Source organism: Mesobacillus subterraneus (genome assembly GCF_020524355.2).
GTDB classification, from domain to species: Bacteria; Bacillota; Bacilli; order Bacillales; family Cytobacillaceae; genus Mesobacillus; species Mesobacillus subterraneus_C.
The window spans coordinates 3,013,185-3,026,739 of the sequence record NZ_CP129019.1; the positions used below are offsets into that span (position 1 = coordinate 3,013,185).

15 protein-coding genes are annotated in these 13,555 nt (G+C 43.5%); 4 read left to right on the forward strand and 11 right to left on the reverse strand.

The window, feature by feature from the left end; all coding sequences use genetic code 11:
* The first annotated feature begins 165 nt into the window (after window positions 1-165).
* Complete coding sequence (locus LC048_RS15655) at window positions 166-597, forward strand: YhjD family protein (protein WP_226600055.1); 432 nt, start codon at window positions 166-168, stop codon at window positions 595-597.
* Window positions 581-766, forward strand: coding sequence for a hypothetical protein (locus LC048_RS15660; RefSeq protein ID WP_226600054.1), 186 nt, complete (start codon window positions 581-583; stop codon window positions 764-766). The genes LC048_RS15655 and LC048_RS15660 overlap by 17 nt, the downstream gene beginning before the upstream one ends.
* Window positions 767-941: 175 nt before the next feature.
* On the opposite strand, the gene LC048_RS15665 is transcribed toward LC048_RS15660, so the two are convergent.
* Window positions 942-1,610, reverse strand: coding sequence for a competence protein ComK (locus LC048_RS15665; RefSeq protein ID WP_226600053.1), 669 nt, complete (start codon window positions 1,608-1,610; stop codon window positions 942-944).
* A 190-nt stretch (window positions 1,611-1,800) separates the two neighbouring features.
* Here LC048_RS15665 and LC048_RS15670 point away from each other — a divergent pair, with 190 nt between their 5' ends.
* Window positions 1,801-2,037, forward strand: a complete 237-nt coding sequence (locus LC048_RS15670; RefSeq protein ID WP_226600052.1) for an IDEAL domain-containing protein — start codon at window positions 1,801-1,803, stop codon at window positions 2,035-2,037.
* Window positions 2,038-2,235: 198 nt separating this feature from the next.
* On the opposite strand, the gene LC048_RS15675 is transcribed toward LC048_RS15670, so the two are convergent.
* The 10 genes from LC048_RS15675 to LC048_RS15720 form a co-directional block, all read right to left on the reverse strand.
* Window positions 2,236-3,522, reverse strand: coding sequence for a M48 family metallopeptidase (locus tag LC048_RS15675; RefSeq protein ID WP_306048030.1), 1,287 nt, complete (start codon window positions 3,520-3,522; stop codon window positions 2,236-2,238).
* 907 nt (window positions 3,523-4,429) lie between these two features.
* The gene (locus LC048_RS15680) at window positions 4,430-5,428 is read right to left on the reverse strand and encodes an aliphatic sulfonate ABC transporter substrate-binding protein (protein WP_226600031.1); all 999 of its coding nucleotides are present in this window, start codon (window positions 5,426-5,428) and stop codon (window positions 4,430-4,432) included.
* Window positions 5,429-5,446: 18 nt separating this feature from the next.
* The gene (locus LC048_RS15685; protein WP_226600028.1) at window positions 5,447-6,202 is read right to left on the reverse strand and encodes an ABC transporter permease; all 756 of its coding nucleotides are present in this window, start codon (window positions 6,200-6,202) and stop codon (window positions 5,447-5,449) included.
* A complete protein-coding gene (locus tag LC048_RS15690) occupies window positions 6,186-6,974 on the reverse strand; it encodes an ABC transporter ATP-binding protein (RefSeq protein ID WP_226600019.1) in 789 nt (262 codons plus the stop codon). The genes LC048_RS15685 and LC048_RS15690 overlap by 17 nt, the downstream gene beginning before the upstream one ends.
* 200 nt (window positions 6,975-7,174) lie before the next feature.
* Window positions 7,175-7,480 (reverse strand): AzlD domain-containing protein, encoded by a 306-nt coding sequence (locus LC048_RS15695; RefSeq protein ID WP_226600017.1) that lies wholly within the window; start codon window positions 7,478-7,480, stop codon window positions 7,175-7,177.
* On the reverse strand, window positions 7,473-8,201 hold the full coding sequence (locus LC048_RS15700) for an AzlC family ABC transporter permease (RefSeq protein WP_306048033.1): 729 nt from the start codon (window positions 8,199-8,201) through the stop codon (window positions 7,473-7,475). The genes LC048_RS15695 and LC048_RS15700 overlap by 8 nt, the downstream gene beginning before the upstream one ends.
* A 464-nt stretch (window positions 8,202-8,665) precedes the next feature.
* Window positions 8,666-9,442, reverse strand: coding sequence for an enoyl-CoA hydratase-related protein (locus LC048_RS15705; protein ID WP_306048035.1), 777 nt, complete (start codon window positions 9,440-9,442; stop codon window positions 8,666-8,668).
* Between the two features lie 97 nt (window positions 9,443-9,539).
* Window positions 9,540-11,102 (reverse strand): fatty acid--CoA ligase family protein, encoded by a 1,563-nt coding sequence (locus LC048_RS15710; RefSeq protein ID WP_226600011.1) that lies wholly within the window; start codon window positions 11,100-11,102, stop codon window positions 9,540-9,542.
* Window positions 11,103-11,437: 335 nt separating this feature from the next.
* Window positions 11,438-12,427 (reverse strand): lipoate--protein ligase, encoded by a 990-nt coding sequence (locus tag LC048_RS15715; protein ID WP_226600009.1) that lies wholly within the window; start codon window positions 12,425-12,427, stop codon window positions 11,438-11,440.
* Between the two features lie 14 nt (window positions 12,428-12,441).
* Window positions 12,442-13,182 carry an MBL fold metallo-hydrolase gene (locus tag LC048_RS15720; protein ID WP_306048037.1) on the reverse strand — a complete coding sequence of 247 codons (741 nt, stop codon included), beginning with the start codon at window positions 13,180-13,182 and terminating at the stop codon, window positions 12,442-12,444.
* Window positions 13,183-13,353: 171 nt separating this feature from the next.
* Between LC048_RS15720 and yhfH the strand changes: the two genes are divergently transcribed.
* Window positions 13,354-13,488, forward strand: coding sequence for a protein YhfH (yhfH, locus tag LC048_RS15725; protein WP_226599997.1), 135 nt, complete (start codon window positions 13,354-13,356; stop codon window positions 13,486-13,488).
* Window positions 13,489-13,555 lie beyond the last annotated feature (67 nt).

Sequence of the window (13,555 nt, forward strand, 5' to 3'; positions counted from 1 at the left end):
TTTTCTGAAGAAAGCCAACAACCCACCAGCACTGCAAGTTTCCTTTTTTTTTGGAGAAGATGATAGTGGGAGGAAAATTTTTTACCCCTCTTGAAATTCTCCTCAAAATCCAGTACGATAATTACGAACAAGTGTTCTTATTTTATTTTGAAGGGATAGAGCAAAATGACAAGGATTCCTGACAAAGACCGCGATATTATGGAGCAGGCCATCTATTTGCCGATGGTACTGGTCGTGCTCAATCGGGACCTTTCTGTCGTTGAAAATAGTCCATTTAAACTGAAGAAGCCTTATTTGGAGCTAATTGAAGAAACAATGAAAGCAGTCCAGAAAGAACTCGCCATAGTGAAAAGCTACCTCAAAAAGAATAACCTTAAGGTTGAAGAAGTAAAACGAGATGACGCCTTCACCATGTTCCTCTTCATCTATAAAGGCTACGAAGAACAGCATAACTACTTCAATCCCCGCATCCGCAACAAAGTCCAGGAATTGATGATCCACTACCTATTCAAGCGGTTTAAGACAGCACAAAAAACGCAAGCGCCTCGTTCTGCCCCGACAAGCGCTGGAGGGCCTGACAGTGAAGTCGCTTTTTGACTTCATTGGCAGGACCGTAACCGAAATGTATAGCCGACTGCCCAGAAACGGAGAAACTGGAGACTCCGACAAAGAAGCGCTTTTTGCTTCTGCCGGCGGAGTTGAAGTTTCGGAGTTTCTAGGAGGCGACACTAGACAAGCGTCTCGAGGAGTTAGGAGCCGCAGCTAGACAAACGACTCGAGCTGCTCAAAGCTAACGATTCTCGCAAGATACTCCGGGAAGCAATTTCAGGGATGAAAACTGGATAGACGCTGGAGCTGGATTTAGAAAACTTTATATAAAATCATTTAATAATTCTGGACAGCCATTGAAAAGGAATCCGGATAAGAACCGGATTCCTTGATTAATCCCTATATACCTCACTGACGAGACTGGCATGAGGATATCCTTGTGAATCATTGAACCTTGGACCATGAAGAAGGTATAGTGCTTTTCGTTCGGTTTCTTTCATCCGCTGCATGAATTTGGTGCGCAGCAGGGATGTCCTTAGCAGTTGGTTTTCAAATGAATGATGGGATACTGGCAGAATCATGGATTTCTTATTCCTGAAGGTAACCTGTGTACTGTGGGAGTCCACCTTCTTATGGAATAATACATGCTCATGTGAAACCCATATGCAGTCCGGTTTTGTAGGCGAGCTTGTAGGCATGAAATATATGGAGCTTATAGGGTCGACAATGATGGGGGTTTTATGGGTGATCCCGGTAAGCTGTTTCGTTCCTTCCTTTCTGCCTTCGTAGCTGCTTCCAAAATACTTGCAGCTTTTTTTGATAATATCTATTGGTCTGAATGGGGATAAATACTCCTCCTCCAGCTCGATCACCCTGGAGTAAACCCTGCTGCCGTATTCTTCAGGAATAATTATCATGGTAAAAGGATTTATTTCGTACTCTTCGACTAAGTTCCTTGTGTTTCCTGTGTTTCCTGTGTTTCCTGTGTTTCCTGTGTTTCCTGTGTTTCCTGTGTTTCCTGTGTTTCCTGTGTTTCCTGTGTTTCCTGTGTTTCCTGTCATTCCTTCACCTCCTATAATACCTTATACCCTATTTTACCATAAGTGTTGAAATTTTCTTTACTTACAGAAAAAGTTTTATTTTTAGCCACAATTTGTGTCCGAATATAAATTTTCTAAAAATTATAAAAATTTAGTTGATTATCTTTTCAATAATCCATATAATATAAAAAAGGTCTAAGAGGTGAGGTCAGTGAAAGAAAAACCGTATTCTGAAATCATGAAGGCCAGTGTGATGAAACGCATTAAAGCCAAGGAATCTTTTGTTCTGGACCTGTATGTTGACATGCTTATTTCCGAAATTCAGCTGAATACCAGGAAAGAAAAATTGATGACGAAAATTGATAAAGCAATCGATGAAAAAGACAAAATCCTGTTTTTAACTCTGACGGAAGAATTGAAAGATCTCAACAAACAATTCGGCACTTAGATGAGTGATATCCCCTATATAGGGGATATTTTATTATTTTCAAATAAAGACAGCTTTCGAAAAAATTAATTGAGATATTTTTATATAAGCTCGAATTGCATTGACTTGAATGCTCGATTTTGCACTCAGGTGCTGGAAGGTCATTGGACTCTTTAAAAATTCCAAAAAAGAAAGCCCTCATTTTGAGGGCTTTCTTCCTTAATATTCGTCTTCCTGTGCATTTCTTTTCTCTACTTCATAATCCTCGAGTCTTGAAATCCGTTCCAGCATCGTTGGATGTCCGTATCGGAAAACTTTCACCAGCCATGGAGGATTTACCTGGCTAAGGCCCGATTTCGTCAATTCCTGGAAAGCAGAAATCGCCGCATCACTGTTGTCCGTCATTTCAATCGCATATCGGTCAGCCCTTGTTTCCTGATAGCGGGACACAAGATTGGAAACCGGGCTTGCAGCAAACATGATCATCGAAAGGAACATCAGGAACAACGGAAGCGACCTTAAATCACCAGGGTGCTCTAGCTTAAATTCCTTTCCCCACCGCTTGATTGCCAAATTCATCAATCTTGAAACAAAGTACAGACCGAACAAAGAAAGGACCAGATAACCGGCGATTCCGATATATAAATGTTTCTCCACATAGTGGGCCATTTCATGGGCTATTATGAACAGAATTTGGTCATCGTTCAACCTGTTCAGAGTCGTATCCCATAGAACAATCCTTGAATTCGAACCAATTCCCGCCACATAGGCATTCAGAGCATTTGTCTTTTCAGCCATATCCACTTCGAATACATGATCAGCCGGTATATTAGCCTGCCCCGCAATCTCAAGGATTTTTGCCTCCAGCTCTTTATTTTTCAGCGGGGAAAAATCATTGTACAGCGGGTCGATCACAACAGGCTGAAGGAACATGATAAACAAAGTGAACGGTACAGACAGCATCCAGGCAAACAGCCACCAGAACCTTTTAAACTTGTTCATCAGCCAGTAAAGGACTATGACAATCACGAACATCATGGCATAATTGACCCAGAAATCAATCAACTCATCCTTCATCCATGAGGCAAATGACTGTGTGGATATATTATAGGTCTTAGAGAGCGTATAACTGATGTAACTTAGAGGGAAAGTCGCGATGTAAGCAAAAAATGAAAGCCAAATTAAATAAATTGCTGTTTGACCATACTTATTCTTCGCCGTCTCTTCTCCCCATTTCTTAAAAGCTTTTGAAAGTCCCAGGAGTAAAATCAAAAAGTAAAACAGCCATTCAAAGGGTGTCGACAGGAAGAATAATAAATTTCTAACTTTTGAGTATTCCTCGCTCAGCATTAATTCCCTTCCGTTCAAAAATGTTGCCGGATCAGCCCTCGAACCTTCAAACTCAAATGGAAGATTCGTATCTGCAAAATAAAATAAGTACCAGTAAACCGCGAAACCATAGAGCACATAGGCGATCACACCATAAAAACCCATCTTCCTCGCCATAGCTTCTCCCCCTTTACGTACAACCATGTCTATAACTATTTTAATCCTTTGTCCTAAAAATAGAACAAGTTATTGAGGGCAGGTGAAAATGCTCTTCTTACATATTACCGAAATCTTCTGTTCCTCCGCTTCTCGGGCACAAGTTCCCTCAACATGTTACCGAAATCTTCTGTTCCTCCACTTTTCGGGCACAAGTTCCTCCAACATGTTACCGAAATCTTCTGTTCCTCCGCTTCTCGGGCACAAGTTCCCTCAACATGTTACCGAAATCTTCTGTTCCTCCACTTTTCGGGCACAAGTTCCTCCAACATGTTACCGAAATCTTCTGCTCCTCCGCTTCTCGGGCACAAGTTCCCTCAACATGTTACCGAAATCTTCTGTTCCTCCGCTTCTCGGGCACTTATTCCTCCAACATGTTACCGAAATCTTCTGCTCCTCCGCTTCTCGGGCACAAGTTCCCTCAACATGTTACCGAAATCTTCTGTTCCTCCACTTTTCGGGCACAAGTTCCTCCAACATGTTACCGAAATCTTCTGCTCCTCCGCTTCTCGGGCACAAGTTCCCTCAACATGTTACCGAAATCTTCTGCTCCTTCGCTTCTCGGGCACAAGTTCCTCCAACAAGTTACCGAAATCTTCTGCTCCTCCGCTTTTCGGGCACAAGTTCCCTCAACATGTTACCGAAATCTTCTGTTCCTCCACTTTTCGGGCACAAGTTCCTCCAACATGTTACCGAAATCTTCTGCTCCTCCGCTTCTCGGGCAGATGTTCCTTGTTTGAATGACCTAAATCACCTTTAACTGCGATTTGGTTGCCGTAATTCATAAATTCCACTTGAATCCGCTTATTCAGCAATTTGCTTTTAACAGCAAAAAGGGTACCAGGAAAATTCCTGATACCCTTTTGTTTTAATCTAGAAAGCTGCGGTCAATCAAGGTTTTGAAGTCTGGCTTATCCTTAAGGAACTTCAATGCGTAAGATGAATCTGAGAATTCCTGGATTGCCTGTGCATCGACTTCATGGGTAAAACCAATTCGCCCCCATGCCAGTTCGACTACATCCTTTTCAAGCTCTTGCCCTGTTGTTTCTTTTATGTCTTTAATCGTGATTTCCTGTGCTTCAGCTGGGTTTTCGTTAATGAATTTCACAGCATCTTTATGTGCGTCAATAATCTTCTGGACAGTTTCTGGTTTTTCCTCGATCAATTTTCCGGAAGTGACCATTACGGATGCAGGAAGTGTTTCGCCGAAGGAAACTTCATCCCATCCGATGACGACTTCTGCTCCTGTTTCTTTTTCAATTACCGCAGCCCATGGTTCAGGTGCTACTGCGATATCCACCTTGCCTGACTTCAGCATTGCTGCGTATTGTGCCGGCTGGCCAGTAAGATGTTTCATTGTTCCGCCGATTCGTTGTGATGTGATTCCCTCTGCTTCAAGGTATGTTTCATATTGAACATCATGTGTGCAGCCTACTCCTGGTGTAATGAATGTCTTGCCTGCGAAGTCTTCAACTGAGTTGATCTCGACTCCTTTTCTAGCCAATACCACTGTACCGCCAGTGGATGCGCCAGCGATGATTTTCACATCAGCACCAGTTGAGAAATTGTTCATCGCCGGTCCTGGTCCTACAAGGCCAGCATCAATTTCACCCGTTTTCAGGGCAGTCATGAAAGAACCGCCTTCAGCGAATGTTTTATACTCAATCGTAGTTCCATCGCCAAGCTGCTGCTCAAAGTATCCTTTTTCTTTTGCTATCATTGCGGGTACGTGGTTGATGTTCGGGAAGTAGCCGATGACGATTTTTTCCTTGCCTGCTGACGTTGTCGATGAACCGCTTGAACCGCACCCGGCGAGTACCATCGCAGCTGTAAACAACATTGTTAAAATTAAGATAGCCTTTTTCATTAATTTTTCCTCCTTATTTTAAGAATCAAGTCCCCAGCGATTAAGCACCGATTTTTCGATACGCTGGAAAATTAACTGGTCTACAATTGTTCCAATGACAGCAATAATAATCATGACACCAATCACGAGCCCCATATTGCCAAAATCCGAGGCGTAACGGAGCGTATAGCCGAGTCCTGGTCCCGTGCTTAAAAGTTCCCCTGCCATCAGGGCCCTCCAGGCAAATGCCCATGCCAGCCTTGAGCCGGTTACCACATAAGGGATCGCTGCTGGAAAAATAACTCTTTTGTATAAGTTCCAGCCGGTCACTCCCATCGTTTTTGCCGCCTTTATAAATAAAGGTGAAACATTTTTAATGCCCACTCTGATATTAAGTGTCATCACAAATGTTCCTCCGAGAACCACCACGAAAATAACAGCCTTCTCGTTCATGCCAAACCACATAATTGCGAGCGGCAGCCATACAATGCTCGGTACACTTTGAAACGCAAGGACGACCGTTCCCAGTGTTTCATCCGCCGTTTTCGATTTGGCAAGCAAGACCCCAAGTCCAGTTCCGATTACCAGGGAGAGACCGAGACCAATCGCGAGCCGTTTGAAGCTGGCGATCAGATCATAAATCAAGGTTTTATCCTCGAATCCCGTGACCAGTGCCTCCAGGACTTTTTCCGGAGACGGGAGAATGATTGGCATCCACCATTCCAGCTTGCTTCCGGTATACCAAAAAGCAATGACTGCTGTGAAAAATATGATTCTCTTAAGGTGTGGATTCATCTGCAAGCTCCTCCCTGATGACTTTGTCGATCTCCTTCTTCAGATAACTCATAATATATTCTTCCAGTTCCACCATCTCTTTTTTATGCTCATGGCGCGGCCTTGGAATCTCTACTTTAATATCTTTAAGAATCACCCCTGGCTTCGTTCCCATCACTATGATCCGGTCTGATAGCTTAATGGATTCAGAGATGCTGTGAGTGACGAACAAGATTGTTTTCTGTGTTTCCGCCCAAATGGTCTCAAGCTGCTCATGGAGCCGTGAACGCGTTTGTTCATCCAGAGCACCGAATGGTTCATCCATCAAAAGGATCTCCGGATTCATCGCAAGCGCCCTTGCTATCGCCACCCGCTGCTGCATTCCTCCTGATAGCTCGTGAGGATAGTGGGAAAGGTATTTGCTAAGCTGAACCTTTTGCAATTGCTTTCTTGCTTCCTCTTCTGCCTGTTTCTTCGGCATTTCCTGTTTAAGCGGAAACAGGACATTCTCGAGGACGTTAAGCCATGGAAACAGCGCTGCCTGCTGGAAAACCATCCCTCTGTCCTTGCCTGGTTTATCTATTTTTTTGCCAGAGACAATAATTTCTCCGCTGCTTGCCGGTGTCAGTCCAGCCACGATTGAAAGAAGCGTCGATTTACCGCATCCGGATGGACCCAGAATCGAGACAAATTCACCTTTATTCACTCCTAGATTAATATTTTTTAAAATATCAACCTGGTGATTATTTTTGTCTCCATACTGTTTGTGTACATTAATGATGTCTATAAACAATTTAACCACCCTATTCTCATAAAACACATTAGTTTAGTCGGAATTAATAAAGTTAATTATAATGTATTCCGTCATCTTGTCAATATTTCATTCTTTTATATCATCTGGCCAGCCCGTTTATCCTCAGTTGCATTTCGCGATGACTAATTTTCCGGCCCAACCTCCCGTGCAAAAAGAAAAAGACCCGCATGGACGCAGGTCTAGAAAAAGTAAGAATATAAAGTCAAAACGGAGATGGAGCCAATGACGACAACAATGACATTCGCCCCCATAAAAGCAACAATAAATGCTGCGGCAGCCCCAATGAGCCCATACCAGATATCTTCCTGAATAAACAGGATTGCAGGGAAGATCAGCGCACCGAGAGTGGCATAAGGAACATTTTTCAGGACGCCCTGCAAGAATGGCGGCAGTTCTTTTCCACGGAACATCACAAACGGAAGCATTCTCGGTATGTAGGTTACAACGGCCATACCTATGATCATGATGACGATTTCTTTACTCATCTGTTTCTGTCCCCCTGCCCTTCTTGAATGTTTCTACTGCCTCTACAATAATTGCTGACAGCAATGTTGCCAAGACGATAGCCCAGCCTTGAGACATGAGTTCAGCCATCGTAAAAATCGAATTGAACGCCGCTGCGAGTACGGCAAGATATACAACTTTTACATTGCCTTTCATCGACGGTACCAGTAATCCCACGAACATGGCATATAATGCTACTGACATGCTTTCCTGAAGAGTCTGCGGCAATCCGGCTCCAATGATGAACCCTATCCCCGAGAAAACGACCCAGCTAGAGTAAGCAGTAAGATTCAAGCCGAACATATAACGGGCATTGATTGTACCCTCGCGTGTCGCTGCAACTGAAAATGTCTCATCCGTGATTCCGAATGAATAGCCTATCCTTGCTCCCACGCTATCCTCTTCAGCTTTTTCATTCAAGGACGCAGACATGAGAAAATGGCGGATATTCACGATAAAGGTGGTGAGAATGACCTCAAAGATTCCGATCCCCTGGGCAAGGAGGCTTAAGGATATATATTGTGCCGCTCCTGCAAACACCAGTAAGCTCATCATGACCGTCTCGCTAAGTGCAAGCCCCGTTGTCTTGGCAATCAGGCTAAAGGTAAGCGCAACCGGCATATAGCCTATAGCAATACTGATACCCGATTGAATCCCTCTTTTAAAATCTGTTGCCTGCTTAACAACCAATGTGCTTTCCATTCGCTTCCCACCTTTCTACCACTATGTAAAAATCAAATCCCTTTAATCAATTAAAATATATTATACATACTTCCAGCACCTTGGAAAAGTATTTCTTTTATCGAAATAATCAGTTCCTATAAATCTTATGGCTGTCAGGATGTCAATAAAGCAGTTGGTCGAAATATTCGTATATGCGGGCGAAATTTTTATAGGCGCGGGAGTATTATTGATTATAGTGGTTGAATTATTTTAAACAAGGGGGAGAATCTTTTAAAAATGTGGTTGAATTATTTAAACATGTGGGCGAATTATTGATTATGTGGTTGAAATATTTAAAAATGCGGGTGAATTATTGATTAAACCATTAATCGCAACGCAAAATTGATAGATAACATGAAATATATGCGGCAGTTGAGGTCCCTCAACTCCGGTGGAAAAACGAATGGAATTACGCAAAAAACACGTCCTCTGCCGTGTTCTAATTACTTTCCTTTAAAATTTGGCTTCCGTTTCTCACTGAAGGCTGCCAGCGCTTCAAGACGGTCTTCTGTCGGGATTGTGACTTCGTATGCTTTGCGCTCAATTTGCAGTCCTGTCTGCAAGTCTGCGTTCATCCCCTGCTTGACGGCGTACTTTGCCTGCTGAAGGGCAACCGGACCATTTGCCAGCATCATGTCAGCAAATTTCATGCACTCATCAAGCAAGCTTTCTTTTTTTACGACAGCTGTGACAAGTCCATAGTCAAGCGCTTCCTCAGCTTTCAGCCGGCGTGCTGTCAAAATCAGTTCAAGTGCTTTTGCTTGTCCGATCAACCTTGGCAGCCGCTGTGTGCCGCCAGCTCCCGGGATAATCGCCAGGCTTGTTTCGGTCAATCCCATCTTTGTTCCTGATGCAGCAACTCGGAAATCACATGCAAGGGCGAGCTCCATGCCGCCTCCAAAGGCAAATCCATTGATGGCAGCGATCGTAGGCTGTGGAAGCTGGTCAACCATTGTGAAGACCTCGCCGATTTTGTATATGTTCCGCTTTACGTCCGCTTCAGACAAAGTTCGCCGCTCCTTTAAATCAGCCCCGACACTGAATGCCTTTTCACCAGCTCCAATAAAAATAACGACCCTGGCTTCACGGTTTGACCTGAGTTCTTCAATGACTTGCTGTAATTCTCCCAGCGTTTCATAATTAAAAGCATTTAATGAGTCGGGACGATTCAGCGTGATAATGACCATATGTCCCTCTAGTTGTAAATTGATGTTCCCCATACTGATCAACTCCTTCTTCAATCACATTCTAGTCAAATGGGTAAAAATCCTTCCATTTACAGAAAAAGAGGCAGGCACGGGCGCCTGCCTCTCTTCATTAAGATGATTGTCCTTGTAACACCTGATTCTTCAACGCTCTTCTTAAAATTTTTCCAGTTGTATTTTTCGGAAGTTCTTCGAGAAACTCAATCGCGCTTGGCACCTTGTATTTTGCCATGTGTTCCCGGCAATAGTCGAGCAGCTGCTCTTCCGTCAGTTCTGGATTCTTGCTGACGACATAGCATCTTACTGCTTCACCGAAGTTCGGATCTGGAACTCCGAGGACGGCCACCTCTACTACATCAGGGTGGTTATATAATACTTCTTCGACTTCACGAGGATAAACATTGTATCCACCTACCAGGATCAGGTCCTTTTTGCGGTCTACAATATAGAAATAGCCTTCATCATCCATGCGTGCTAGATCTCCCGTATACAGCCACCCATCCTTGATTGTGGCAGCTGTTTCTTCCGGCATCTTATAATAGCCTGCCATAACATTCGGACCGCGGACGATCAATTCGCCAACTTCACCAGGAGCTACTTCATCTCCCAATTCATTGACAACCTTGTTTTCAACATTCACGATTGAAGACCCGATTGAACCAGCCTTGCGTGGACGGTCAAGTGGATTGAAGCATGTGACTGGTGAAGCCTCCGACAAACCGTATCCCTCTGAGACCATAACATTGAACTTACGCTCAAAATTTTGAAGCAGCGCAACCGGAAGCGATGCACCGCCAGAAATGCATAGACGCAATGATTTCAGGTCTTCAGGGTTTCCATCTGGATATTGGAAAAGGAAATTGTACATTGTCGGCACCCCTGCAAATACAGTAGCTTCGTACTCCCTGGCAATCCGAAATACTTCCGCCGGGCTGAATTTAGGAACAATCAGCAGTGTTCCGCCATTCATCAACGGCGCATTGAGGGCAACTGTCAAACAGAAGACATGGAACATCGGCAAGGCCGTGATTACCTTATCATCTTCATTCATTTTAAGGTAATCGCTTACATCTTTTGCATTGCTGTAGAGATTTTTGTGTGTAAGCATCGCCCCTTTAGGCTTGCCTGTTGTTCCAGACGTATAAAGAATGATCGCTACATCATCATCGTTCAGCTCAGGATCCTTGAATCCAAGATCTCCGGAACCAACCACATGTGTAAACGGTTTCAACTTTGAACCTAAAGAAAGCTGGGACATTGCCTCTTCAGACATCTGGCTCTGGCCTGTCTCGGCGATGACGAAATGTTCGACCTTTGGCAGATGGTGATGCATTTTTTCTGCGAGCGGCAGCATGAGATCAAGCCCAACGACAAGCTTTACATCGCCGTTATTCAGGATATATCCGATTTCATCTGCTGTGTAAATTGGATTGATGGGAATGACTGTTGCACCGAGTCTAAGCGCTCCGTACAAACCGATGACAAAATGTGGAGAGTTTCCAAGCAACAATGCGACATGATCGCCTTTTTTTACCCCTAATTTCTCAAGTCCAGAAGCAAACTTTGTTACTGTAGCATCTAGCTCTGCATAAGTGCTTGCTTTGTCCATGAAAAAATATGCCGGCTTATCGCCCAGCATTGAGGCAGTGTGATGAAGCTGTGATGAAAGATTCATTAACTCCCTTCCCCCTTTGCGGTGACAAGAATCACCAAACTTTGTAAAAAGTTTTCTAAATATATTATATTGAAAGAAAATTATGGATTCAAGGAAAATATGTCGAAATGTTAACAATTTTACTTTCGATATAAGAAAAGCGCAAGCGCCTCGTTCAGCCCGACAAGCGCTGCAGGGTCTGACAGTGAAGTCGTTCTTTGACTTCATTGGCAGGACCGAAGCGAGGCGAGGCGAGGGGCGAGGCGCTGGAGCTGGACACTAATCTAAGTACAAAAATTTTATGCTTTTTTATTCATAAATAAAAACGCGGTGTCATCAACACCGCGTTCGGTAAGTTAGTAGATTAAATTAATGAAATCTTCTTTAGAAATATTTCCAAAATAATGTTTGATCTCCACATCTTCTAATGCACCGGCAATCTGGGACTTCTCATATTTGATGCCTGTCAGCTTGTCCTCGATTTCGGTGACATCGCCTACTCCGAAGAAATCCCCATAGATTTTGCAGTTTTCGATGATTCCCTTATTGACCTCAAAGCGAACATCAATTTGCCCGACTGGGAACCGGTGTGAGTGTTGCAGATTGAATTTAGGCGACTTTCCATAGTTCCAGTCCCAATTCTGGTATCTTTCCTTTGAAAGCTCATGGATTTTTTCCCAGTCCTGCTCTGTTAAGACATACTCAGGAATATCTTCGAGTCCCTCAAAGATATTTTTCAACAACAGCGAACGGAATTGCTCGATTGTCACTTTTTCTGAGAGAAACTCGGAGATATTCGCCACTCGACTGCGGATTGATTTAATGCCTTTAGATTCTATCTTGTCTTTTTTAACATTAAGCGCAGAAACAACGCTCTCGATTTCTGAATCAAACAATAAGGTACCATGGCTGAACATCCGCCCTCTTGTCGAAAATTGAGCGTTTCCGGATATCTTCCTGCCTTCTGCAAGCAGGTCATTCCTGCCGCTTAACTCCGCATTGACTCCGAGCTTCCTTAAGGCGTTTACGACTGGCTCGGTAAATTTCCTGAAATTATGGAAGCTTTCTCCGTCGTCCTTCGTGATGAAGCTGAAATTCAAATTACCAAGGTCATGATATACTGCTCCGCCACCTGATAATCGTCGGACGACATGGATGCCATTGTTTTCGACATATTCAGTATTGATTTCTTCAATTGTATTCTGGTTTTTGCCAATGATGATGGATGGTTCGTTTATATAAAAAAGCAAGTATGTTTCATTAATATCCAGGTTCTTCAAGGCATATTCTTCGATTGCCAGATTAATCCTAGGGTCAGTGATTCCTTTGTTGTCAATAAATAACATGATTGACTCTCCTTTTATAGGGTTATTTCGAGGCCTAGGCCTTCCCTCGCAAGGGTAATACGGCCATTGAATACTGTTGAAGCTTCCGAAACAAGCTGATCAATCTCCCCGTAATGCGGCAGATGGGTCAAGACTAGCTGTTTCACTCCCGCGCCGTCAGCAAGCCTCCCGTTATCGAAGCTATTCATATGTCCTGCACCTTTGCCATCCTGGTTACCATAAAAGTTGCATTCTGAAAGCAATAGGTCAACTTCTGAGGCAAAAGAGATGTACTCTTCCTTAAAAGAAGTATCGGCAGTATACACCAGTGACTTGCCGCCTGCTTCAATTCGCATTGCATAGCAAGGAACTGGATGAACCGCAGGGAGGAATGAGATCGTGAATGGCCCCACCTTTAGCTCTTTAGCCGGATCATAGGCGACTCCTTTTGTAATGTTTTTATATGTAAGCTTTGCAAACTCCTGTTTGTCCTCTGCATGTCCGTAAATCGGAAGCTGGGACGACTTTTTGCCCAAAAATCCCTGTATTAGCCTGGCATGTTGTAATACTCCAATATCCGCGACATGGTCAGGATGGTAATGTGACAGCACCAGGGCATCCAGCTCTTCTGGCTGGACGAAATTTTGGAGTTTCGCAAGTACCCCGCTGCCAAAATCTATCATTAGCTTAAATCCTTCATGTTCTAATAAATATCCTGTGCTGGCCTCGTTGACTTTCGGGTAGCCGCCCCAGAATCCTACTACTCTCAGCTTCAAGGTTCCCCCTCCTATTATCACACTTTTTCTTTCACTATACTTCATTTTGCCCATTTTTTCACTTGAACAACATTTTCAGAAAATTATGATTGACGCTGCTCACTCTGTTATAATACAATAAATTAAATACTATAACTGTATCAAAACAAGAACTGAATTGGAGGGAACAGCATGATTGAAAATGTCGTAGAATTCTTTCGCAATTTACCATCAAAGCAATGCTCAGAGTGTGGAGAAGTAATTAATGAACAACATGAGTGCTATGGAAATAAGTGCGATGGATGCATGGACCCTGGTAAACTATAAAGCTTGTATCGTTTCCTTCCCCGGTTTTCCGGGTGTAATATCAATCCCTTTCCCGCAGTGATAAAAC